19 protein-coding genes are annotated in these 24,032 nt (G+C 62.7%); 9 read left to right on the top strand and 10 right to left on the bottom strand.

Annotated features, from left to right (window positions below):
- Nucleotides 1–127: 127 nt before the first annotated feature.
- The 5 genes from QQL28_RS17720 (at nucleotide 128) to QQL28_RS17700 (ending at nucleotide 4,835) form a co-directional block, all read left to right on the top strand.
- The gene (locus QQL28_RS17720; RefSeq protein WP_284267343.1) at nucleotides 128–1,558 is read left to right on the top strand and encodes a TolC family outer membrane protein; all 1,431 of its coding nucleotides are present in this window, start codon (nucleotides 128–130) and stop codon (nucleotides 1,556–1,558) included.
- Nucleotides 1,559–2,004: 446 nt separating this feature from the next.
- Nucleotides 2,005–2,973: an alpha/beta fold hydrolase gene (locus QQL28_RS17715; protein WP_284267342.1), complete on the top strand. Its 969-nt coding sequence runs from the start codon at nucleotides 2,005–2,007 to the stop codon at nucleotides 2,971–2,973.
- Between the two features lie 33 nt (nucleotides 2,974–3,006).
- Nucleotides 3,007–3,426, top strand: coding sequence for a hypothetical protein (locus QQL28_RS17710; protein WP_027528164.1), 420 nt, complete (start codon nucleotides 3,007–3,009; stop codon nucleotides 3,424–3,426).
- Nucleotides 3,419–4,519, top strand: coding sequence for a hypothetical protein (locus QQL28_RS17705; protein ID WP_284267341.1), 1,101 nt, complete (start codon nucleotides 3,419–3,421; stop codon nucleotides 4,517–4,519). Before QQL28_RS17710 ends, QQL28_RS17705 begins: the two co-directional genes overlap by 8 nt.
- A 7-nt stretch (nucleotides 4,520–4,526) precedes the next feature.
- Nucleotides 4,527–4,835 (top strand): hypothetical protein, encoded by a 309-nt coding sequence (locus QQL28_RS17700; protein WP_284267340.1) that lies wholly within the window; start codon nucleotides 4,527–4,529, stop codon nucleotides 4,833–4,835.
- 123 nt (nucleotides 4,836–4,958) lie between these two features.
- Here the strand turns inward: QQL28_RS17700 and QQL28_RS17695 are convergent, their stop codons facing one another.
- Nucleotides 4,959–6,887 carry an AI-2E family transporter gene (locus QQL28_RS17695; RefSeq protein WP_284267339.1) on the bottom strand — a complete coding sequence of 643 codons (1,929 nt, stop codon included), beginning with the start codon at nucleotides 6,885–6,887 and terminating at the stop codon, nucleotides 4,959–4,961.
- A 751-nt stretch (nucleotides 6,888–7,638) separates the two neighbouring features.
- Here QQL28_RS17695 and pstS point away from each other — a divergent pair.
- The gene (pstS, locus tag QQL28_RS17690) at nucleotides 7,639–8,691 is read left to right on the top strand and encodes a phosphate ABC transporter substrate-binding protein PstS (protein ID WP_284267338.1); all 1,053 of its coding nucleotides are present in this window, start codon (nucleotides 7,639–7,641) and stop codon (nucleotides 8,689–8,691) included.
- Between the two features lie 230 nt (nucleotides 8,692–8,921).
- Here pstS and QQL28_RS17685 read toward each other — a convergent pair whose 3' ends face one another.
- The 3 genes from QQL28_RS17685 to QQL28_RS17675 all read right to left on the bottom strand — a co-directional run bounded on the left by QQL28_RS17685 (nucleotide 8,922) and on the right by QQL28_RS17675 (nucleotide 11,162).
- Nucleotides 8,922–9,404 carry a hypothetical protein gene (locus QQL28_RS17685; RefSeq protein ID WP_284267337.1) on the bottom strand — a complete coding sequence of 161 codons (483 nt, stop codon included), beginning with the start codon at nucleotides 9,402–9,404 and terminating at the stop codon, nucleotides 8,922–8,924.
- Entirely contained in the window at nucleotides 9,401–10,486 is a 1,086-nt protein-coding gene (gene ada, locus QQL28_RS17680; protein ID WP_284267336.1) for a bifunctional DNA-binding transcriptional regulator/O6-methylguanine-DNA methyltransferase Ada, read from the bottom strand. The genes QQL28_RS17685 and ada overlap by 4 nt, the downstream gene beginning before the upstream one ends.
- A 223-nt stretch (nucleotides 10,487–10,709) precedes the next feature.
- On the bottom strand, nucleotides 10,710–11,162 hold the full coding sequence (locus QQL28_RS17675) for an ester cyclase (protein WP_284267335.1): 453 nt from the start codon (nucleotides 11,160–11,162) through the stop codon (nucleotides 10,710–10,712).
- A gap of 778 nt (nucleotides 11,163–11,940) precedes the next feature.
- On the opposite strand from QQL28_RS17675, the gene QQL28_RS17670 reads away from it, so the two are divergent.
- Nucleotides 11,941–12,426 (top strand): cache domain-containing protein, encoded by a 486-nt coding sequence (locus QQL28_RS17670; protein ID WP_284267334.1) that lies wholly within the window; start codon nucleotides 11,941–11,943, stop codon nucleotides 12,424–12,426.
- 63 nt (nucleotides 12,427–12,489) lie between these two features.
- Here the strand turns inward: QQL28_RS17670 and QQL28_RS17665 are convergent, their stop codons facing one another.
- Entirely contained in the window at nucleotides 12,490–14,100 is a 1,611-nt protein-coding gene (locus QQL28_RS17665; protein ID WP_284267333.1) for an FAD-binding oxidoreductase, read from the bottom strand.
- A 179-nt stretch (nucleotides 14,101–14,279) separates the two neighbouring features.
- Between QQL28_RS17665 and QQL28_RS17660 the strand changes: the two genes are divergently transcribed.
- Nucleotides 14,280–15,191: an amidohydrolase family protein gene (locus QQL28_RS17660; RefSeq protein WP_284267332.1), complete on the top strand. Its 912-nt coding sequence runs from the start codon at nucleotides 14,280–14,282 to the stop codon at nucleotides 15,189–15,191.
- Here QQL28_RS17660 and QQL28_RS17655 read toward each other — a convergent pair.
- From QQL28_RS17655 to QQL28_RS17635, 5 genes are all read right to left on the bottom strand, one after another.
- A complete protein-coding gene (locus QQL28_RS17655) occupies nucleotides 15,179–16,063 on the bottom strand; it encodes a methylenetetrahydrofolate reductase (RefSeq protein ID WP_284267331.1) in 885 nt (294 codons plus the stop codon). The two genes, QQL28_RS17660 and QQL28_RS17655, sit on opposite strands and share 13 nt — an antisense overlap.
- A 16-nt stretch (nucleotides 16,064–16,079) precedes the next feature.
- The gene (locus QQL28_RS17650) at nucleotides 16,080–17,492 is read right to left on the bottom strand and encodes a hypothetical protein (protein WP_284267330.1); all 1,413 of its coding nucleotides are present in this window, start codon (nucleotides 17,490–17,492) and stop codon (nucleotides 16,080–16,082) included.
- Between the two features lie 107 nt (nucleotides 17,493–17,599).
- On the bottom strand, nucleotides 17,600–20,716 hold the full coding sequence (locus QQL28_RS17645) for an efflux RND transporter permease subunit (RefSeq protein ID WP_284267329.1): 3,117 nt from the start codon (nucleotides 20,714–20,716) through the stop codon (nucleotides 17,600–17,602).
- Between the two features lie 32 nt (nucleotides 20,717–20,748).
- Nucleotides 20,749–21,993, bottom strand: coding sequence for an efflux RND transporter periplasmic adaptor subunit (locus tag QQL28_RS17640; protein ID WP_284267328.1), 1,245 nt, complete (start codon nucleotides 21,991–21,993; stop codon nucleotides 20,749–20,751).
- 155 nt (nucleotides 21,994–22,148) lie between these two features.
- The gene (locus tag QQL28_RS17635; RefSeq protein WP_284267327.1) at nucleotides 22,149–23,549 is read right to left on the bottom strand and encodes a CoA transferase; all 1,401 of its coding nucleotides are present in this window, start codon (nucleotides 23,547–23,549) and stop codon (nucleotides 22,149–22,151) included.
- Nucleotides 23,550–23,710: 161 nt separating this feature from the next.
- Here QQL28_RS17635 and QQL28_RS17630 point away from each other — a divergent pair, with 161 nt between their 5' ends.
- Nucleotides 23,711–23,998, top strand: a complete 288-nt coding sequence (locus QQL28_RS17630) for a hypothetical protein (RefSeq protein WP_284267326.1) — start codon at nucleotides 23,711–23,713, stop codon at nucleotides 23,996–23,998.
- Nucleotides 23,999–24,032 lie beyond the last annotated feature (34 nt).

Genomic DNA, 24,032 nt, shown 5'->3' with positions numbered 1-24,032 from the left:
GCTGCAACAAGCACGGATTTCATGGGACATTCACCCGCGGCAGTTTGCCTGTGGGACCGGCGCTCGTTAAACAGGTAAGAGGGCCGCCGTCGGCGGGGGCGGACAGCCGGGGTTGTTACGGGATCAGATGAACGGGCGTGCCGCCAGAACTGGCCGCGTGAGGACGCGGCGCCGATCGGGCGTGGGTCATGTCCTTGTCACATGGGCTGCGCTGACGGTTTCGTGTGCCCTCCCCGCAGCCGCGCTGGCCGAAGCGCTGCCGGAAGCCCTGGCAAAAGCCTATCAGACCAACCCACAGCTCAATGCCGAACGGGCGCGCCAGCGCGCCACCGACGAGAACGTGCCGCAGGCGCTTGCGGGCTACCGGCCGCAGATCGTGGCGAGCCTGAGTGCCGGCCTGCAATCAGTGCGCAACCTGCTTCCGGACAACACCATCCAGACCGCGGCGCTGAAGCCCTGGACCATCGGCGTCACCGTGACGCAGACCCTTTTCAACGGTTTTCGGACCGCCAACAGCGTGCGCGTCGCCGAGCTTCAGGTGCAGTCTGGCCGCGAGGCCCTGCGCAATGTCGGCCAGGGCGTGCTGCTTGACGCAGTGACCGCGTACACCAACGTGCTTGCCAACCAGTCGCTGGTCGAGGCGCAGCGCTCCAACGTCGCGTTTTTGCGCGAGACGCTCGCCGTCACCCAGCGGCGGCTGAACGCGGGCGACGTCACGCCGACCGATACCGCGCAGGCCGAGGCACGCCTCAACCGCGGGCTTGCCGATCTCAACGCTGCCGAGGTCGCGCTTGCCATCAGCCAGGCGACCTACGCCCAGGTGATCGGCAACCCGCCGTCGCAGCTTCGACCCGCCGAGGTCGTCGACCGCTATCTGCCGCGCACCCGCGAGGACGCGCTAGCCATGGCGATCCGCGAGCATCCGGCGGTGATGGCCGCAGGCTTCGACGTCGATGTCGCCTCGACCAATATCCGCGTCGCCGAAGGCGCGCTGCTGCCGAGCGCCAACGTGCAGGGCAGCGCCAGCCGCAGCCGCGACAACGACCCGACGCTCGGCACATTCGGCACCGACCAGGCCTCCGTCGTCGCCAACGTCACCGCGCCGATCTATGACGGCGGACAGGCCGCGTCGCAAACCCGTCAGGCCAAGGAGGTCAGCGCGCAGAGCCGGCTCGTGCTCGACCAGGTGCGCAACCAGGCGCGCACCGCCGCGACCAGCGCATGGGTGGCGAACGAAGGCGCCAAGATCGCGGTCTCCGCCTCCGAGTCGGAGGTGAAGGCGGCGACCGTCGCCCTCCAGGGCGTGCAGCGCGAAGCGGCCGGCGGGCAGCGCACCACCGTCGACGTGCTGAACTCGCAAGCCGACCTGATCCAGGCCAAGGCCCGCCTGATCGGCGCACTGCGCGACCGCGTCATCGCCTCCTACACGCTGCTGAGCGCGGTCGGCCACCTCGACGTCAAGACCTTGAGCCTGAACACGCCCGACTACCTGCCCGAAGTGCACTATCAGCAGGTGCGCGACGCCTGGCACGGCCTGCGCACGCCATCGGGGCAGTGATTGAGCCCGAGCCGGTTCGGCTCTCCGCCAAAAAACTGAAAAACAACCCCATGCAAAGGGGAAAGATCGCGGGCACGTCGCGCTACGGATTTTACGAAATCACTTGACGCGTCGGGCAAATCAGGGGTAAAGAACGATCATCGCGCAGGTGCAGAGCGCGGCCATTTACGCCGGTGATGGGCATCGCTTTGCTCCACCCATCCTACGAGATTTCTCCACATCGTCATTGCGATGTCATCCAGGAATCTTTCCGCGGCCACAGTCTGGATTGCTTCGCTGCGCTCGCAATGACGGAGTGTGGACGAGTTTGCGTCTCTTCTGACTGCAAGAGCATCGGTGGCAGCGCCCGAATCGTCGGCCGCAGCCCGTATTTTACGATAGCCAATCGCTCTACCTCGGCTAGAGTGCCGATCTGCTGTTAGCCAGCCTCGCTTCCCGAGAGCAACTTGATCTCCAAAATCCTTCGCGGCGCAGCCTGGCTGGGCCTCATCCTCGTGCTGCTGATCGTCGTCACAGTCATGGCATTCCGGCTGGCGGCTGCTTTTCGCGAAACCGCAGGCCGTGCCGATCGCGCGCCGCCGAGCGGGCATTGGATCGCGACGCGCTCGGGTGATGTCTTCGTTCAGGAGAAGGGGCCGCCTTCCGGAATCCCCATCGTGCTGTTTCACGGCACCGCGGCCTGGAGCGAATTGTGGCGGGCGACGAGCGAGGTGCTCGCAGCCGGCGGTTATCACGTGATCGCACTGGATCTGCCGCCGTTCGGCTTCTCCGATCGGCCGGGCGGCTACGCGCGACAGGATCAGGCGCAGCGCGTCAGCGACGTGCTCGAGAAGCTCAATGCGGCGCCCGCGATCATCGTCGGCCATTCCTTCGGCGCGGGTGCCGCGACCGAGCTGGTGCTGCGCTTCCCGGCGCGCGCCCGTGCGCTGGTGCTGGTCGACGCCGCGCTGGGGCTGACGGCTGAACCGTCCGATCCACCGGCGGTGCTGCGTCCGAAATGGCTGCGTGAAATGCTGGTGTCGCTGACGGTCACCAATCCGCTTGCCACGAAGCTGCTGCTGCAATCGCTGATCGCGAAAAAGGATCGCGCCTTGCCCGAATATGTCGAGATCCTGCAACGGCCACTGACGCGGGCGAACTCGACGCCAGATATCGCCGACTGGCTCTATTATTTCACAGGTGCGGACCGCGGCGCGATCAGCGCCGACCGCTCCGCCTACGCGCGGCTGAAGCAGCCCGTCGCGATCCTCTGGGGCGAAATGGATACCGTGACGCCGCTCGCCCAGGCGCGCGATCTGAACGCTCTGTTGCCCCAGGCGCACCTCACTCTGCTGCCCCGGCTCGGTCACATTCCGCAGATCGAGGATCCCGGCCAGTTCAATGACGCCCTGCTCAAGGCGCTCGGGACACTCTAAACTCAACCAAGATTCGAACTCACCGGAGGACTCATGGACATCATCAGATTGTGCGCCCTTGGCTATGCCGCACTGCTTGGTTTCGTGATCCTGACCGGTTACATCCCCGCCTTCATCGACCAGAACGACATGATCTTCGGCCTGTTCCGCCGCACCTGGTACGCCGACGGGCTGCATCTCGTCTCCGCGCTGTGGGCGCTCGCCTCGGCGCTGACCTCGCGCCGCGCGTCCGAACTGTTCTTCCAGCTCTTCGGCGTGTTCTATTTCGCCGATGGCGTGCTCGGCCTCCTCACCGGCAGCGGCTATCTCGATTTCGGCATCCTCATCAACGGCGTGCTGAACCTGCCGCTGTCGACCCGCATCTTCGCCAACGCGCCGCATCTCGGCCTTGGCGGGCTTGCAATCCTGATCGGCTATCTCCTCGCACCGCGTACACGCCCGGCCCATGCTTAAGCGCTTGCGCCGCGTCGTCCTTACGCTGCTCGCCCTGATCGCCGTCGCGATCCTGGGGCCGCTCGCCTATATCGAGGGGACATGCCAGCCCGCCTCGCAAACCGCGGCGACGGCAACCGCCGCAGTTGCGCTGCCGCCGATCGGCGAGAAGGGCTATCGCCGGCCGCTCGACAACACCTATTTCACCTTCCCCGAATGGTACATCGTCTATTCCTTCGAGGATTTTGGCCGTTTCCTCGACCAGTCCAGCGAAAGTCATTTCGGCTATTTGCGCCATATCCTCGGCTTCTGGCAGAGCTTCTGCACCATCAACCGCGCGGTGCCGGCAGCTGCGGAATCCCGCTTCGACGTGAAGATGATGATCTACGTCATCGGCATCAGCTACTCCGCCGAATACGCGATCAAGGGCCTCTACGAGAACACGATCGGGCGTGCGTTCGAATGGATCAGGGGTGAGAAGCTCACGCCGCAGGATGAATACGCCCGTGCGGTGCTGCAGGACTATGCGGCATTCCTCTACACGATCCCCTGGTACAAATATCCGTTCGGCGACACGCTGAACGGACTGACGGCGATCTCGGCGCCGACGCCGAGCACCTTGCGCACCTGGGAGCGCGACTTCGCGCTCGGCACCGAATACTTCATCAAGATCGGCTACGCCGCGGCGATCCAGAAGGCGCTCGATGCCAGCGATGACGACGAGCCGCGGGACATCATGTTCGTGGTCGCGACGCTGCCGCAGGACGTGCTGAGCGCCGAGCCGCGCATCACCCCGGTCCGGACGCTGTCGCCGGACTGGCAGCTCGTGCAGGCTCCGCGCTACAAGGCGCTGAGCGAGATCCTGAACAAGCTGCTCGACGGCGGTCACCGCCTCGCGGAGATCGCCGGCAATCACGAGATCCTCATCACGGTGATCGCGCCGAAAGGGACGGCTCTCGATAGTCCCGACACCACGGAACTGTTTTCACTGGATCTGGACGCCAAACCCGGCTTCCGCAGGGCCGGCCTTAAGGCTAGGATCGACCGGCTCGTCGAGATCAAGCGCGAGCTGACGGCGAAAGGTGCGAGCCTTGAGCATTTCTACGACTACTAGCCGGACAATGCCGCGGCCGCTCCGCAGGATCGCGCTTGCGGTCACGCTCGTCGTCACGGGCTGGCTTGCGCTCGTCGTTGCCCTGACCTTCGGCACCGCGCCCGGCCGCTCGCTCGCCGTGATCGGGCCGCAGGCACAGGCGATCGCGGCAATCGCCAAGGCCGACGGCCGCGTGCTGGCCTCGAACGCCTATGTCACCATCGCCCGCTCCAACGCTGCCGGCTTCGTCGGCCGGCTCTACGCCGCCGGCGCCCTGCTGGTGCTCGATGCCGAGCAGGCCGGCGGCTGCAACGGGCTCGCGCCGAAGCGGAGCTGAGCACGCTTGGAAGCGGGTCGAATTCTGGTTGAATCGGTGCGAGCCGAGACGTTCGATTTGCCTCGAGCCTTGGCATTGGCGCCGATATCGAGGAAGAGCGGACATTGCCTAGCTGAGTCGTTTTTACACTGGAGCTGCGGCCTTAGCCCGACCCGACGCATCAATCGATTGCGCGGAGGTCACGTGAACGACTGCTTCCAGGGTTGCACTGAATGACCCGCTCGCGACCAGCGCATTGGAAGCCTTTTCCACCGTCTCTGCGGCTCCCGTTCCCAGCAAAGCGAACAGGATACGGGTTGCCTCAATCCTTCTGCTGAGCCCTCGAACGACGTGCTGAATCTTGGTGGTGGACGGCTGACTTAGGTAGCAGACGCATACAAGCGCAGTGTTCGCCAATTCGAGCGAAAGCAATTTCGACATTGACGAGGCATCAGCCTTTTCCGCTATCGCCTGAATCCCGCGGTACCGCAGCAGCTGCGCCAGCACGAGCGCCGTCGCCTCGTCGAGTCGCCCAGCACCCGGAATGCAAACGACCGAAATCGACGAGGTCGACGGCTCCGGAATCAAAGCGTGCTCGGAGCTTGCTCGCTCGAATGTGATGGCAGCTCCCGGGCTTGAGCTTAGATCCGGGGAGTCGGGTCCCGTTGCTGCCACGTCATGATGTGCCTCCAGCTCAACGACCAATTCTTCCACCGTTGAGACTACCCGATTTAGTCGACCTTCATCGAGGTGCCCCAATTGACGGTCGGCCTCCGCGAGCCTTAGGCCTTTCAACAGGATGTCGTCATAATAATTCTCAAGCGACGAATCGTTCAGGTATTCATGCGCCTGTTCCACCGCTTCAATGGGATCTCCCGCCAACATTCGTTGATATGCCAGTTGCGGCGGCGTCAGCGGTGGTCGGTCGCCAAGCATGACGTCAAGGAATCTGAGGCGATCGACATGCCGCCCAAGGACGACGAGACAAACTGTAAGGGGCGTGGCCAACACCAATCCGACCGGCCCCCAAAGCCACGTCCAGAATGACGCTGACAGGATAATTGCAATCGGGGAAAGACCCGAGCTATGCCCAAAAATCAAGGGTTCGAGGACTTGTCCTGCGAGCAGCTCAAGCACGAGGAACAATGCCGCCGTAAGTATCAGCATCTGCCAGCCCGAGCCGACCGCCGCCGCGAGAATGAGAGGGAATACCGCAGATATCAATGCACCGATATACGGTACAAATCGCATGATCATTGCGATCAGACCCCATAGCGGAGCCGAGGGGACACCGATGAATTCAAGACCTATGCCGATCGCAAGGCCGAAGGCGCCATTGAACGCGATCTGGGTAAGAAAGAGTTTGCTCAGACGCTTGCCGGCGTCGTCCAGGGCCGCAGTCGTGCGTTGAATATCCGCGGATCCGGCCAGTCGGACAAGCCGATTCCTCAGATCTTCCCGTTGCAGCAGGACAAAGACAACAAAGATCACGACGATCCCCGTCGTCGTTAAAGGTGAAATCAGTGGCTGGATGATTGCGCCAAACGTCGACAGAGCACCAGGATCGGGCTGCCTAACCTCAACGGGTATGGGTATCGGCTTGTCTGAGGGCTGTATGGTGAGTTTGCCGTCAGCAGGTTGACCGGTCCCATCTCGTTGCTGCAACTCTGTCTTCAATTCCTTCAGAACTGTCGACGCCTGCTCCAATGTTCCAGAGCCGCCGCCCATTAAGCCGCGCAGGCTTTCGATCTTGTCGCTCAATGTTTGTTGATAGCCAGGCAGCTTGGCGGCAAGCCGGGTCGCCTGCGAAACCATGAGACCGCCCAGACTGAATATGATCGAGAATCCGATGAAGACGACCACCAGCACAGAAATCGTGCGCGGAATTCGCCAGGAACGTAAGCGCATCACGAAGGGCGCCATAACGAAACTCAGCAGAACTGCCAACGCGAAGGGAACAAAAATTTCACGACCGAAATAGAGCGCAGCAATTATCAGCGCTGCGACGGCCATATTCGTCAGCACGGTCCCCCGTGGCTGTGCCAATCTTATTTGAGGAGATTTCTCTTCCATGGCGCGGCTCATTCATCCCATACGTGGGTGAATTCTCCTTCGCGACACCATCGTACACCGAACTAGCTGGTTCCGACAGCGCCGGTTGCAAAAAAGGGAGGGTTCCACATTCCAACGCTGCCGCCGGCTCTACGCCGCCGGTGCCCTGCTGATGCTCGATGCCGAGCAGGCCGGCGGCTGCAACGGGCTCGCGCCGAAGCGGAGCTGAGCGCGCTTAATTCTACTGTGTCCGAGTCCTCTGCCCCTCATCCCGCGGGTGAGATGCGGGCCTTCATGGCTCGCCTGGCGATGCGAAGCATCATCCAGAGACGCGCTTCGCGCTCCTCTCCATGAGGGTCTTCCGGCGTGCGCAATGAGATCAAGGCGTGATGGCTCTTCAGTGAAGCGTCACGAGCCGAGAAGTTCATATTTCAATACTGATGCCAATCGCCTTTCGAGAGGCGGTTTGCCCGAATGACCGGTGAGTGTGTGTGTTCCCAGGAAAATGGGACCGCAGAACGTGGGTGACTTCCGCACCTTTCGGATTACCCAGACATAGTTCGCGTAGTCCGTCGCACCGGCTTCTTCACCCAAAGCGAGCATCAGAGCTTCAGAAGAACAACTGCTCGCCAACCGCTACCAATTCACTTCGGTCCATTGCCGACGGAGCGTGCAAGCGCCCGAACATCGCTGTAGCCGCTTCCTGACTCTTCCATTACACTTTTGTGAAATAGCCCACACGGACTTCTCGCTCAACCTGATAGGTCAAGGCATGATGAAGCATCTCAGGCTATCGATCATCTTCATCGCTCTGGTCGTCGCAACGCAAAGCTGGGCTGCCGATACCACGGGCGCGGGTTCAACCTTCGTATCGCCCGTGATGGCGAAATGGGTCGACGCCTACAAGGCGAAGACCGGGAATACCGTCAGCTATCAGCCGGTGGGCTCGAGCATCGGCGTCGGCCTGATCAAGAAGGCCGCCGTCGATTTCGGAGCAACTGATATGCCACTTGACCCGCGAGAATTGGAGAAGCTCGGCCTGATGCAATTCCCGATCGTGATCGGGGGCGTCGTTCCGGTCGTCAATATCGAGGGCGTCAAGCCGGGCCAGATCCACTTCACGGGGCAAATGCTCGCAGACATCTACCTTGGCAAGCTCCGGTCCTGGAGCGATCCGGCTATTCAAGCGATAAATCCCGACCTGAAGCTACCGAACACGCCGATCACCGTCGTTCATCGCATTGACGGGTCCGGGACGACATTCAACTGGTCGAACTATCTGTCGAAAGTCAGCCCCCAATGGAAGGCGACCATTGGAGAAGGCACTTCGGTCGAATGGCCGCTTGGGCTCGGCGGAAAGGGCAATGATGGCGTTGCCTCCCTCGTCAGTCTCGTTTCCGGCTCGATCGGCTACCTCGAATATACCTACGCGTTGCAACGACTAGACAGGATTTCTTTCGGAGTGGTGCAGAACAGCGCGGGCAATTTCGTCGTCCCCGATGCCGCGTCCTTCCAGGCCGCAGCGTCAAGTGCGGATTGGACGACGACGAAGGATTTCTATCTCGTTCTCACCAATGCTCCCGGTGAGGATGCGTACCCCATCACGGCCACGACATTCGTTCTGATGCACAAGCAGCCGAAGTCTCAAGACAGGTCGACGGCTGCCATCGACTTCGTTCGCTGGTCATTGGAAAGCGGAAAGTCGCAGGCCGAGATGCTCAACTACGTTCCCTTGCCGCCTGCCTTGATCCAGCAGATCGAGCTGTATTGGCAGCAAGCCCTTGAAGCGGCCAACATGACGGCGTCAGCCACCAACAAACGGTGATGCTCGAACAATGACCGTCTGGAATTTGAAGCAAAGACGCGGAGCGCCGACGAAGCGTCGGCGCGCTACGCGCCGCGTGAGGAAAAGCGACATGACAATCGAAATCGAGATTCAGAAACTGGTCGAGCGCAAGCTCCGCCTCCCTGTAGAATTGTGATTGCGATTGTTTTCACCGATTGTCCCCGCCGTCGTCACTCGTCTTCGACCTCGGCGTCGGAAAGCGCGCCCGTCTACGAAGGACGCCGCCGCTGTTCGATAGATGTGAAATCGATCACCTGAACGGTTTCATCCGCCGCAGACTGCCGCGCAGCTTCATTCCTTGGTGGCAGCGCGAACTGCCCGTGCATGGCGCGCCAGCCGGTCGGATCATGTTCTTCGACGCTCTCGATATCCGTTACCTCGATGGCGATGATCGGATTGACCACGCTCGCTGTGCCCGTGGCGTCGACCAGGGGCTGCAAGACGAGACGAGGCGTGTCGGGGTTTGCCAGGGCGATGCTTAGCAGCTTCTTCAACGGCCAGCGGAGATGGACCCAATGCCTGACGATCATCGACCAATCGTGACCGTCTTTCAGCGCGCCGTTGAGCAGGCCGTTCGACAGCGGATCGTGAGGAAAGACGCCGAGACTGTTCGCAATGTCGATCGCATAGGGCCCCTTCTGCAGCAACACGAAGAGACCTATTCTGTCGCCATCCATTCTAACGAGCTTCATGCCTCGGTCTCCTTCTGAAGCAGGTCGCGCTTGCGCTCGATGCCCCAGCGATAGCCCGCGGGCTCGCCATCCGCGCGGATGACGCGGTGGCACGGAATGGCGACCGCGAGCTTGTTCGCCGCACAAGCGCCGGCGACCGCGCGCACCGCGTTCGGAGCCCCGATCCGCTGCGCGAGCTCGGCGTAGCAGACCGTCCTACCTGCGGGAATCTCCCGAAGCGCCTGCCAGACCCGCTGCTGGAACGCAGTGCCGCGAATGTCGAGCGGCAGATCGAGACCGATCTCCGGCGCTTCCACGAAGCCGACCACTCGTGCGACCATCGCCTCATAGTCCCGGTCAGCGCCGATCAGATGCGCTTTGGGGAAGCGATCCTGAAGATCGTGGACGAGCCCCTCCGCGTCATCCCCAAGACAAATCGCGACGACGCCCTTGTTGCTCGATGCGACCAGAATGGGGCCGAGAGAACTCTGACCGACCGCGAACCTGATCTCCTCGTTCGCTCCTCCGGCGCGATACCGCGATGGCGTCATGCCGAGCATTCCCATCGACTTTTCGTAGAACCTCCCGCTCGAATTGAAGCCGGCCTCGTACATCGCCTCGGTTACGGAATTGCCGGAAACCAGACCTTCACGAACCTTCCTGGCACGGAACTCGGCGGCATAGCTCTTCGGCGTCAGCCCGGTGGCGGTCTTGAAGACGCGATGAAAATAGCCGGGGCTCAAGCCGGCCGCCCCGGCCAGCTCCTCCAGCGACGGCTCCTCCTCGCTGGTCTCGATGATGCGACAAACCTTGGCGACCAGCGTGGAATTCTCGGCCTCGACCGAGGGCCCGTCCGGCTTGCAACGCCTGCAGGGCCGAAATCCAGTTGCCTTCGCACTCGCCAGGCTGTCGTGAAGCTGGACGTTCTTCGGGTTTGCCGGACGCGATGGACAGGACGGCCGGCAATAGACCCCCGTCGTCGAAACCGAATACCAGAAGTGGCCATCTGCAGCCTTGTCGCGCGCCAGGACGCGGGCCCATCGCGGGTCATCCGCGACCGGGAAGGGCATCTGCTTTCGGAACTGAAGGGTCGCTGCGGTCATAGGCTCCAGTCTCCACGATACCGGAGACGTCGCCACCCGATTTCCGACGGCGCCTCCAGTCCTTGTGTTCGATCGAAGGCGCATCGGGACGCGGGCCGAGCGATGCACATTGGCGACGTGAAAGAGATGATATGCGCGCGGCGCGTAGAAGCAGACGAGGCCCGCACAACGTGCGAGCCTCTTCAACGACATCGAATGTGCCGATGGTGCGGAAGCGTTCCGATCAGGCCGCCGCCTTGAGCAACCCGAGCTGGGTCAGTGCGGTGACGCCGTCATCGAGACCGACCTCCTCGACAATCTTGCCGTCCACGACCTTGAGCACCGTGGTGCCCGTGAAGCGCATCTTGCGGCCCGTCGCAGCCGGAAGTGCGCCGATCAGGAAATCGCTGAACGCCGGGCCGGTGTGGGTACCACCGCCCTCCCATTGACCGACGACATAGTCGCCCTCGGCGATCAGGTCCGCGGTGCCCCAGAAGTTGAGATCGGGGAACGCGGCGCGGAAATCGGTCATGAACGCCTTGATGTCGGCCCGGCCGCGCCGGGGCTCATGCAGCGAATATTTGAGCAGCATGTCGGGGGCGGCGATCTCATCAATGACACCAAGATTGACGGTCTTGCCCCAGAATTCGGTGAACCAACGACCAACGACGGCCTTGTTATCATCCAGCTTGCTCATCGAAAAACACCCTTCATTTGCAGGAATCATGGATCGACTGGCGATCGCTGCAATGTCTAGGCGTCGTCCCCGTGTATCGAACTCCGATTCTTGCCTTGGAATTGGAAAATCGCCCCGATCATGAACTTCCGGATTACGGGCAAACGGCCCTTAGGGGCGGAAGCGGCCGGCCGCACAGATCGACGACGTTAGCCGTGACTTGCTCAATGCTCGTTGCCCATGGCGACGTGCTGCCTGCTTTCATATTTTGCGCCGAGCAAGCCAATCCGAGTTGTCTTGGGTTGCGATACAGCGCACGCGAAATTCGGATGGCGACATGCCGCTCAGTCGGTCCGCAGCCGGGTCCAACTCCTCGCAACTGGCCTGCTCTACAGTTACGATCCGATCGGCCGCGAGCCAAGCCAAGATCGGAACTGAAGGGCCAATGAGCACGAGGTAGACCAAGCCAAGAGTGCGAGACCAACGTTCAATGCGGAGCCCTGTCCGGTAGACCACGGCCATTCCGAAGCCGAAGCAAGCAATCCAAACGGCGAGCCAACAAGCAGAGATCATTCGCTTCTCCCCGCCCGAACAGTTTGCGGGATGCTACGCTTGATACCCAAGTCACGCCAGAGGGGTTTTCATCGAAGGGGCCGGACATAACGCTTGCCTCGCACCGTGCTGCGTTGGAGCGGCTTCTCAAGATGCCTCCTCGGTAGTATCGTTTTATTCGTCATGAAAGGGGCGATGGTCCAACTCTAATTGGCAACTTTTTTCCAAGCATGATCGGGAGATCGCGATGAACACGAAGGCTCCAGTCACCGGCTTCATAGTTGCCATATTGCTTGCGTCTGCTTCGCCGGCAATTTCCCAAGATGCTCCACCGCTTTCAGAGCAAGCAAAACAAACCAAAGCGTTGGTCGATAAAGCTGCGGCGCTGATCGATAAGGATGGCAAGGCAGCTTTTATCGAGTTCAGAAAAAAAGATAGCGAGTGGTTTCACGGCACGACATATTTGTTCGCCTACGATTTGAAGGGCAACGTGTTGCTCAATCCCGCTTTTCCGATGCGCGAAGGGACCAACGTGAGCGGTCAGAAGGACGCTAAGGGCAAGCTGTTCCATAACGAAATTATCAAGACGGCTGAAACGAAGGGGTCGGGATGGGTCGACTATATGTTTCCCAAGCCCGGGCAAACCGAGCCGTCGCAGAAATGGGCTTATGTGAGCAAAGTGACCATAGATGGAGTTCCGGGCTTAGTAGCTTCAGGCTTCTATCCGCAATGAGACTGGGATGATCCAAGCATGGGTCCGCTGCCGCCTCGATGGGCGGCGTAATCTCTTGCGGCTCTACGATGCGTATTTCTGATACATCGTGTTGGTGAAGAGACCGACCGGGTCGTATTTGCGCTTGGCCGCGAAGAAGTCGTCGATCTCTGGATAGGACTTCTTGAGCTGGTCGCGCGAGTAATAGAGCTGGTACGGCAGGAAGAAGCGCCCCTGATTGGCGATGGTGAGGTCGATCAGCTCTTCCGTTACCTTCTTCATGCGGCGGTTACCCTCATCGTCCGTCGGCTGGTTGATGTAGAGCACCAGCGAAAACGCCGGCTCCGGCGAATAGGTGAGGAAATTGTCTTCCTTGTGCACGACGCGAACCGACGCGTTCAGGAGATTGGTCTTGTTGTCGAGCATGATCCTGCGCATGCCGTCGACGAAGGCGACGAAGTTTTTGCGCGGGATGAAGTATTCGTGGAGGATGTCGGTCTCCTCCTGCAGCGCGTTGCGCAAATAGGGCACGGAGTCGTGCATCGGATCGTTGCGGCTGACGAGGCAGGCCTCGCCCGAGGCGATCGCCTGCGCCCGCGTCACCGTGCAGTTCTCCATGCGGTGCTCGATGTGTTTTTCCGAGAGCCACTTCAGCTCCTGGAAGAACGGCCCCTGCTTCGACAGGTTGATGGTGAGGCGCCGGAGTTTCGTGCTGCTGACCTCGCCGAGCGGCTGCCGCTTGAAGTCCGTCCCATCGGCCTTGGTGTAGGTGTAGAGCAGCATCTCCTGGAGGAAGCTGCTCGGCGCGGTCGACAGATGGCCGTACATCAGTCCGATATTGCCGTCCTTCTCGATGTCGTCCGCGAACAGCGCCGGGAACGCCTTGTAGTCGAGCACGCGCCGTCCGGTCTGGTAGACCGTGTTGTCGGCGATATCGAGCTCGGCCTCGACGATGACGCCGAACAGGCCGTAGCCGCCGACCACGAGGTTGAACAGCTCCGCATTCTCCGTTGGCGAGACGTTTTGGATCGATCCGTCCGCCAGCATCACCTTCATCGACTTGATCGATCGGGCCAGCGCGCCGGCCTGGTGGTCCATGCCGTGGGCATTGACCGAGATCGAACCGCCGACGCTGAAGATGTCGGTCGACTGCATCGCGCGCACCGCAAAGCGCGGATGCAGCGCGATCTGGATGTCGTGCCAGGTCGCGCCCGGCTGCACCGTGACGCTGCGCGCCGCCTCGTTGAGCGTGATGCGGTTGAACGCCCGCATGTCCAGCACGATGCCGCCCTTGCGGAACGCCTGGCCACCCATGGAATGACGCACGCCGGCCGTCGTCACCGGCAGCTTGTTGGCGCGCGCAAAGGCCAGCGTTTTTGCGATATCGTCGACGCTGTGCACCTCGACCACGCCGTAGATCTCGGTGCGGTTGAGGCAGCTTGCATCATTGATATTGCCGCCGAGCTGCGACCACTTCACGCCCTGAAGCGGCGCGATCGCCCTCACCTTCTCCAGGTCGATCTTGACGTCGATCTTGCCCTGCTCGCCGATGTCATCCGCAGCCCGGCAGTCCTTCGGACCGGTCGGATCGGCCGCCAGCGCCTGAAGCTTGCGGAAGCCATAAACGCCGAACAGCGCGACGAGGATTGCGGCGGCCGAGACGCCTGCTTTGAATTTGCCAAAGGATTTTTGCATAAAGTGATTCCGGTGGGAGAGAGATGATCCGGGAGCGCGGATCATTAGTCAAACCGCCAGCCGCCCGGTTCAAGCCATTCTCGGGACATGACCATGAAAAGCTGCCGCAATCATCTGACGGGCGCATCGGGCGCCGGCGTGACGGAATGAACCTTGGAGTCACAACACTAGGAGTAACCATGACCAGCAAAGCCCACGGTGGGGCGTCGCAGCCGTCGACATCAGTCAATTTCGATGTCCCGGCCGATGCCTGCGACTGCCACACCCACATCCACGGCGATCCCGAGAAATTCCCCTTCTTCGCGGGTCGCGTCTATACGCCGGAGCCGGCGTCGCCGGGGGAGATGGCGGCGCTGCACAAGGCGCTGCATATCGCGCGCGTGGTGATTGTGACGCCAAGCGTCTACGGCACCGACAATTCGTCCAGCCTGTTCGGCATGAAGGCCCGCGGCGCCACCGCACGCGGCGTGGCCGTGATCGACGACAGGACGACGGAAGCCCAGCTCGATGCGATGCAAGCGGACGGCTTCCGCGGCATCCGCATTAATCTGGCAACCGGAGGCATCAGCGATCCCAATGTGGGACGCGCGCGCTTCACGGCCGCCGTCGAACGCATGAAGTCGCGCGGCTGGCATGTGCAGCTCTACACCACGCTGCCGATGATCTCCGCGATCAAGGATCTCGTAGCGGCCGCGCCGGTGCCGATGGTGTTCGATCATTTCGGCGGCCTGGAGGCATCACTCGGGCTTGAGCAGGCGGGATTCTCCGACCTCCTCGAGCTCGTGAAATCGGGCAAGGCCTATGTGAAAATCTCGGGCGCCTATCGCTCGTCGAAACTCGCGCCCGATTACCAGGACATGGTGCCGTTCGCCCGCGCGCTGATCGCGGCCAATGCCGATCGTATCGTCTGGGGCACCGACTGGCCGCATCCGGATTCGGGCCATGTGGAGGGACGAAAGGCCACCGACATCGCTCCGCTCTATCAGATCGACGACGGCCGGCTGCTCAACCAGCTCCCGGTCTGGGCGCCGGATGCAGACATTCGCAAGAAGATCCTGGTCGACAATCCAGCGCGGCTTTACGGGTTTTGATGGGCATCGGGCACGCTGGCGTGCTCGTTCAGCCAGCGCGCGGATTTGCGGAGACCGCCGAACGGGAACAGATGGAAGCCGCTGACCGGCGACGTTGCAGCCCTCGGTGCAGCCTCGAGCCCGCGCACGACCTCGTCCGGCCCGGTCTCGGTGAGCAGCCGGCCGTAGCGGCCGATCTGATTGCGCACGGCGCGGATCGAATTGCCGACGCCGCAACGGAGTGCAAACTTCATCAGCGTCGCGGGACTCGCAGGACCGGCGAGCCCGATCACCACGGGAAGATCGATGGCGGCGATGCGAAGCTCGCCCAGCCAGTTCAGGATCGGCGTGGCTTCAAAGCAAAACTGCGTGACCACATCGACAGCGACCTGCCGCTCCCTGCCCCAGTCGCGCCAGGCCGCAAGCGACTTCATCGTCTGGGCTGCGTCGAGGTAAGGGTGCCCTTCCGGATGGCCGGCGACGCTGACGCGCGTGAAGCCGTGCGTCTCGATCAGGCCGCTTGCGGCGACGTCGCGGCTCGACTTGAACGGCCCCTTGGCGATGGCGAGGTCGCCGGCAATCAGGAGGATGCGGTCGACGTCCGCCTCGCCGCGCAGCCTGCGGAAGAAATCGTCCAGCGCCTGGCGCGAGGCGATCTCGCGCGCCGCGATGTGCGGCACGGGGTTGAAGCCGGCGCGGCGCAGAGCAGCCGCAGTCTCGACATTGTGCTGGTAGTGGTCGCCGGGCAGGAAGGTGATGCTGACATCGATGTCAGGCGCAAAATGCTCGCGCAGCTCGTCGAGCTGATGCCCGCGCGAGGAGATTTCCACCGACGCCTGCGGCAGCCGTGCGGCGAGATCGCCGGAGAGGGACTGTTGGAGCGTTATCGTCATCGCGCGCTCCGATCGTTCACGCCGGCGCCCGGCGGCGCGAGATCACATAGGTCTCGTCGTTGAACCAGAGCCCGCCGTGCTTGCGCACCACGCGATCGGTCGCCTCGAGATAGCGGCCGTCGCGCACGACCTCGGACAGCCTGTCGTCCTCGATCTGCGCGACATAGATCGCCGCGTTCCAGGCCGCGAACAGCGTCGAGGTGCCGATCGGGCCCGAGACTTCATCGGGCAGCGTGTGCATGCGATAGCGGAAGATCGCGCGCGCATCCGACGAGGCGTTGAAATTGTAGTGCCGCGCCGCCGAGCCGAGCTCGTGCTTGACCTGGCGCAGGATGGCGTAACGGTCGGTGTCAAAGGGATCGTCGCCAGGCCAGACCTGGTCGATGATCTCCATGCCGGGATCGCGGCCATGGGAATGGATGCCGATCAGCCGCCCGCCGGGACGCAAAGCGCGCACCAGCGGCGTCACCACCTTAGAGGCCTTGAATTCGATGGAGGCACGCGCCCGATAGGGCTGCGAGGCGATGACGAGATCGTAGTCAGCCATCACGCGGCCGGGCCGCGGCATGATCGGATCGAGCAGGAAGGAATGGTCCTCGCGCCTCAGCGTCAGGATCACCGGCCGCATATAGACGGGATTGCCGGTCTTCTGGCTGATGCCGGCGCGCCAGTTCTCGGCGAGGAACGGCTCGAGCTCGCCGATCTGCTCGGCAAAGCCGTGCGCGGTGTTGCCCGAGAGTGCGACGTCCTTCCACAGGAGGCCTTGCGCCGCGGTTGCCGAGCGCGGCGTCAGCCAGGGCGCTTCGCCGTAATAGAGATTGGTCACCACCAGCACGGTTGCGGGATGCTCGAACAGGCGGTCCGCCATCTTCTCCAGCATCATGCGGACGTCTTCGTAGGAGATCTCCTTGGCAACGACATAGAGCGGCATCGCGGGGAAACGCGCATGCAGCGCCCGCATCACGCGTGACAGCACGGTTCCGTCGCCGGAACCGGCGTCGAACAGCCTGAGCGCCGGCGGGGCCGGCTGGAGATTGGAGATCTCCAGCGAGATGCGATTGGCGACCTCGGTCTTCTCGCTACAGGTCGAGACGAACAGGAGATATTTCTGCCGGTTGTCGAAGAAGCGGAAGCCGGGCGGCGCGGCCTCGACCGCGGGAGCCACGCCATTGGCCGCCTTCACCGCGACGGTCGCTGAGCTACCCGATGGCTCCGGCCGGTGCTCGCTGAGATAGGCGCGCACCTTGTCGAGCGTGCCGGTCGTGATCTTGGCGCCGTCGCGCAGGCGGGATACCAGCTTGCCGTCATTGACGACGAGCCGGCCAAAGGTCGATTCCGCCGTCCGGGTCGCACGGCAGTAATCCCGGATCTCGCCCAGGATCTGCTCCGCCGTGGCAGCTCCCCTGCCCGCGTGATCCTCGATCCGCATGGCTCGTCTCTCCCGCGGTTGTCCTTGCCTTTAATCAAGGAACGCCGGAGCAGTTCGTCAACCACAAACCGAGTGGGCAGGATTTGTGGGCATATGCCCACAAGGGATCAGCGGGCGCGGCGCGAGAAGAAGGAGATCAGGACCGGCAGCGTCACCAGGATGACCACCGGCGCCAGCATCATACCGGTGACGACGACGACCGCGAGCGGCTTTTGCACCTGCGAGCCGATGCCTTCGGACAGCGCGGCCGGCAGCAGGCCGACACCGGCGACCACGCAGGTCATCAGCACCGGGCGGAGCTGCAACTCGCCGGTACGCACCACCGCGGTCATGCGGTCGAGGCCTTCGTCGATCAGCTGGTTGAACTGCGAGATGATGATGATGCCGTCCATCACGGCGATGCCGAACAGCGCGATGAAGCCGATCGCCGCCGAGACGCTGAAGGCAGTGCCGGTGATGACGAGCCCGAGCACGCCGCCGAAGATCGCCATCGGGATCACGCTCATGGCAAGCAGCGTGTCGGTCATCGAGCCGAAATTGAACCAGAGCAGGATACCGATCAGGGCGAGCGAGATCGGCACCACGATCGACAGCCGCCGGATCGCATCCTGGAGATTGCCGTACTCGCCGACCCATTCCATGTGCGAGCCGGGCGGCAGTTGCACCTGTTCGGCGATCTTCTGCTGCGCTTCGCGGATCGCGCTGCCGAGGTCGCGCTCGCGCACCGAGAACTTGATCGGCAGATAGCGCTCCTGCTGCTCGCGATAGATATAGGCCGCACCCGAAACGAGGTTGATCGAGGCGACCTCGCTCAAGGGAATCTGGGTGACGGTGCCGTTCGGCCCGGGCGCGCCGATGCGCAGATTCTGGATCGCCTCGGCGCTCTTGCGATATTCCGGCGCTAGGCGAACGATGATCGGGAAATGGCGATCGCTTCCGGGTTCATAGAGGTCGCCCGCTGTGTCACCGCCGATCGCGACCTTGATAGTGGCGTTGATATCGCCGGGCGCGAGCCCATAGCGCGCGGCCTTGGCGCGGTCGATGTCGATTTGAATAGTCGGCTGTCCGAGCGAGGTGAACACCGCAAGATCGGTAACGCCCTGCACCGTCGAGAGCACCGACTTGATCTTGTTGGCGGTATCGGTCAGCGCCTTCAAGTCACTACCGAACAGCTTGATCGAGTTCTCGCCCTTCACGCCGGAGACGGCTTCGGAGACGTTGTCCTGGAGATATTGCGAGAAGTTGAACTCGACGCCCGGGAAGCGGTCGTCGAGCTGCTTGAGCAGCTGCGCGGTCAGCTCTTCCTTGTCGTGGGTGCCAGGCCACTCGCTCGCGGGCTTCAGCGGCGCGAAGAACTCGGCGTTGAAGAAACCGGCCGCATCAGTGCCGTCATCGGGACGGCCGTGCTGCGACACAACGGATTCGACCTCGGGCCGCGCGCGGATGACCTTGCGCATCTCGTTGACGTAAGTGTTGCCTTCCTGGAGCGAGATGGTCGGCGGCAGCGTGGCGCGGATCCAGAGGTTGCCTTCCTCGAGCTTCGGCAGGAATTCGAGGCCGAGCAACCGGCCGATCGCGAGCGTCATGACGACGAGGCCGATGGCGCCGCCCAGCACGATGTTGCGGTTGCTGACCGCCCAATGCAGCACCGGCATATAGATCCGGTGCAGGAGCAGCATGATCCTGGTCTCGGTCTCCTCGACATGCGCGGGCAAGATGATCGCAGACAGCGCCGGCGTCACCGTGAAGGTTGCAAGCAGGCCGCCGGCAAGGGCATAGGCGTAAGTACGCGCCATCGGTCCGAAAATGTTGCCCTCGACACCGGACAGCGTGAACAGCGGGATGAAGGCCGCAATGATGATGGCAGCGGCAAAGAAGATCGAGCGCGACACGTCGGCCGCGGCCGACAGGATGGCATGGCTCTTCATGCCAAACAACGTCTCGGGCGAGGCATGCTCGAGCTCGGAAAGCGGCGTCGTCTGCGTCAGGCGACGGAAGATCGCCTCCACCATGATGACGGTGGCGTCCACGATCAGGCCGAAATCGATCGCACCGACCGACAGCAGGTTTGCCGACTCGCCGCGCAGCACCAGGATGATCACGGCAAAGAACAGCGCGAATGGAATCGTGGCGCCGACGATCAGCGCGCTGCGCAGATCGCCTAAGAATATCCACTGCAACAGCACAATTAGCAAAATGCCGACCACCATGTTGTGCAGCACGGTGTGGGTGGTGAGGTCGATCAGGTCCTTGCGATCGTAGATGCGCTCGATGCGCACGCCGGGCGGCAGGATGGTCGAGTTGTTGATCTGCGCGACGAGCTGCTCGACGCGCTTGATGGTCGGCGTGCTCTGCTCGCCGCGGCGCATCAGCACGATGCCTTGCACGATGTCGTCGTCATCGTCGAGGCCGGCGATGCCGAGCCGTGGCTTCTCGCCGACGGTGACTGTGGCGACATCCTTCACCAGCACCGGATTGCCGTTGGTCTGCGCGATCATGGTATTGGCGAGGTCGTCGATCGAGCGGATCAGGCCGACGCCGCGCACCACGGCCGATTGCGAGCCGATATTGACGGTGTTGCCGCCCACATTGACGTTGGAATTGCTCACAGCCTGCAGGACTTGCGGCAAGGTAAGGCCGTTGGCCATCAGCTTGTTGAAGTCGACCTGGAGCTCGTAGGTCTTGGTCTTGCCGCCCCACCCGGTGACGTCGATCACGCCGGGCACGGCGCGGAAGCGGCGCTGGAGGATCCAGTCCTGGATCGTCTTGAGATCGAGCACGCTGTAGTTCGGCGGGCCGACCAGGCGGTAGCGGAAGATTTCGCCGATCGGGCTCAAGGGCGAAATCTGCGGCTGCACGTTGCCGGGGAGCGGCGCGAGCTGCGCCAGCCGGTTCAAGACCTGCTGCAACGCCTCGTCATAGGTGTAGGCGAAGGAGAATTGCAGTTTGACGTCGGAGAGGCCGTACAGCGAGATGGTGCGGATGGTCGTGAGGTTCTTCAGGCCCGCGACCTGGGTCTCGATCGGGATCGTGATGTAGCGCTCGATCTCCTCGGCCGACAAGCCCGGGCTCTGCGTCACCACGTCGACCATCGGCGGCGTCGGATCGGGATAGGCCTCGATGTTGAGCTGGTTGAACGCAATCAGGCCGCCGATCAGCACGGCGACGAACATGCCGACCATCAGGTAGCGGCGATTGACGGCAAGGGCGACGAGGCGATCCATTCAGATTGGTTTTTCTTTGCGCCGGCCGCGGATTAGCTGCCGGAGGCCGCGCGATCGATGAACAGGCTGCCCTTGGTGACAATCTGTTCGCCCGGTTTCAGATTGCTTGTGACTTCGACGAGATCGCCGTTGACGAGCCCGATCTTGATCTGGCGCAGCTCGACCGACTTGTCCTCGCGCGCGACCCAGATGCGGACCTGGTCACCTTCATAGATCAAAGCCTGCTTCGGCACTGCCGGCGCCCCACGACCGCCGGCCGAATAGATCGTCACGTTGGCGAACATCTCGGGCTTGAGCAGGCCTTCCTTGTTGTCGATGGTGGCGCGGACCAGAAGGCGGCGGGTGTTGGGGTCGATCGCGGCGGCGACGTAATTGATCTTGGCGGTGAAGGGGCGGCCCGGCAGCGCCATCACATTCACGGTAATGTCCTGATCGACGCAGACTGAGGCGGCATCGCTCTCGCGCACAAAGGCCGTGAGCCACACGGTCGAGAGATCGCCGATCACGAACACCGGATCGCTGGCGCCCGCGCTGACATATTGGCCAGGGCCGATCTTGCGCTGCACGACCGTGCCCGAGATCGGCGCGTAAATCGTGATCTCCGGATTGATGCTGCCCTTGTCCCCGAATGCCTTGATCGACTCGTCGGTGAAGCCGAGGATGCGCAGCTTGTTGCGCGCGGCCTCCAGCGCCGTCACCGAGGAGCGCATGTCGTTCTGCGCCTGGACCTGGGTCGCCTCCGCCTGCTGATAATCCTTCAGCGGAACGGCGTGGCCTTCATAGAGATCCTTGGCGCGCTTGAACTGGATGTCGGCGAGCTCGAGCGACGATTTAGCCTTGTTCTGCGACGTCATCGCCGCGATGAAATCGTTCTGGGCCTGCACGGTATCGGCAGCCTCGATCAAGAACAGGGGTTGACCCTGCTTGACGCTCTCGCCGGGCTTCACGAGCAGCTTGGTGACCCTGCCCGCATAGGGCGAGAAGACTGGCGTCGAGCGGTCCTCGTCGACCGCGACCTTGCCTTCGGTGACATATTCGGCGCGGAAGGTCTTTTGCTTCACGGGCTCGATCGACAGTGTCGCCCATTCGGACGGCGTCGGCATGAAGTTCTGCGCGTTCTTGCGCGACTGGCTGGAGACTTCCGAGTGGTTCTTTTCCTTGCCCCCCGCATAGAGGTAGGCATAGGCAGCGCCGCCGGCGAGCGTCAGTAAAACTACGGACGCGATCAGCCGCTTCTTCGTAAATACCTGCAATTGCTTGGTATTTTTGACTAACATGGGGCCCGGTCATTCTCGCGATGAATTCAGCAAAATGACTGCCTCATCGGTCGCGCTAATAGTGCCGAATTGAGATTTCAGACAACCTAAAAAACGCAGGTCGCCTTTGGGTTTGCGTTAAAATTTTGCGACGTCAGTTCTATGTCAGCTTCGTGTCAGCTACGGCTCGGCCATTCCGGCGGGTGGCTGCCGAGCGGCATTGCCGGTCGTTGCCACACGGCCGGGGTTTTCGACAGCATCGCCGAATGGCTCACCGCTTTCAACATTCCGAAACCCGATGGCATGGTCTGGATGAACGCAGGATGTACAGCCGCCCCCGTAAGATCCGGGGTTTTCAGACCGTCTGCGAGCCGGCCGAGATTCCACAACCAGCGCCCGGTTTGCGCGAGCGACACGCGCACGTGCCAGCTACCGCCCTCGCGGGCCTGGCGCGCCTTGGCCATCATCGCGCCGAACGCCATGAGGTAGCCGGTGGCGTGGTCGAGCATCTGCGCGGGCAATTCCTTGGGCCCGTCGAGGCCCGCGGCCTGCCCCTCCGCATGGTTGAAACCGGTCGTGGTCTGCACCAGCGAGTCGAAGCCGCGCCGCTCCGCCCAGGGGCCGGAATGGCCGTAGGCCGAAAGCGTGACATAGACGATGCCGGGATTGATGCGCGCCGCATCTTCCGGCGCAAAGCCGAGCGCGGCGAGAGAGCGCGGGCGATAGCCCTGCGAGAAGATGTCGGCTTCCGCGAGCAGCGCACGGAGCTGCTTGCGGCCCGCATCGCTCTTCAGCTCGATGAAGGTCGTGAGCTTGCCGCGCCCGGTGTCGATGGTGAGCCAGGGGATGGCGGGCAGATCGGGGCCGGACACCAGCAGCACATCGGCGCCGTGAACGGCGAGCGTGCGGCCAGCAACAGGCCCTGCGATGACGCGCGACAGATCGAGCACACGCAGGCCCGCGAGCGGGCGATCGCCTTTCGGCCAAGGCTTTGGCAGCGCCTCGCCGATCTTCTCGATCGAGACGAGCGGCAACTCGGCCAGCGCACGCGCCTGCGGCAGTGCGGACCATTCGCTGTGGGAACGCATCAGCGCAACGACGCCGCCCGCAGCATAGGCCGCGGTCTCGAAATCCTCGCCCTTCCATTGCATCAGTGCGGCCTGCACCTTTTCGCGCTCAGCCTCGCAACCGAGCACCTTGCAGACGGCGTCGCGATGGTGGGGAAAGTTGGTGTGGCAGCGAACGAAGCGGCCGTCGCCGGTCTTGTAGACGCCGGCGATCGCGTCCCAGGCCGGCGGCGGCGGCTTGTCGTCGACACGCAGGTAACGTTCGGAGCGGCATTCGACGACGGCATGGCGCATGTCCACGGCAACATCCTGCGCCTCGCCCGTGCGCTGCCTCCAGATTTCGGCGGCAGCTAAGCCCGCCGCGGCAATGCTGACCTGACCTGCCGCCGCGACGCGGAATGAGGACGGGATTTGCGGCTCCTCGCCGCCCAGCCGCACGCGCGCGAGCGCGGCGGCATCGCCGCCGGCGGAGGTCCAGATGTTCCGGAGGATATCGGCTGGACTTTGCATGGCCACCTGCTCCCGTTAGCTTGGCTTGACGCTTTTCATCAAGGCGCGGTGAGATTGGGATGAAACCTCATCGCGCCATGGGTTATTTGTTTGAGCATGGTCTTTTCGGAAAACCGCTTCACACTTTCCGGATCATGCTCTCTAGCACGGAAAGGACTGCAATGGCTGCCATCGATCCCCTCACCGCGGGTGCCGTGTTGCTCGCGACCGCCGCCACCGACGCGGTCTACGTCATGTTCACCTCCGCAGTGGTGGCGCGCAAGCGCGTGCCGGCGGCGACCTGGAGCGCGATCTGGTACCTGCTCTCCTCCTACGCCGTCATCAGCTACACCGAGAACGCGACTTATGTCGCCTTCGCCGCGATCGGCTCCTGGGTCGGCGCCTACGCGTCGCTCACCTTCCTGCACCGCCCGCCCGGCGGCCCGCCGGTCGGTGCGGCGCCGGAGTGAAGGTTGAAGCCTTGCTTGGGCCCTTTGCACGCTG

Origin of the sequence: Bradyrhizobium iriomotense (assembly GCF_030160715.1) — a bacterium.
GTDB classification, from domain to species: domain Bacteria; phylum Pseudomonadota; class Alphaproteobacteria; order Rhizobiales; family Xanthobacteraceae; genus Bradyrhizobium; species Bradyrhizobium iriomotense.
This window is presented reverse-complemented; position numbering and strand designations above follow the sequence as displayed.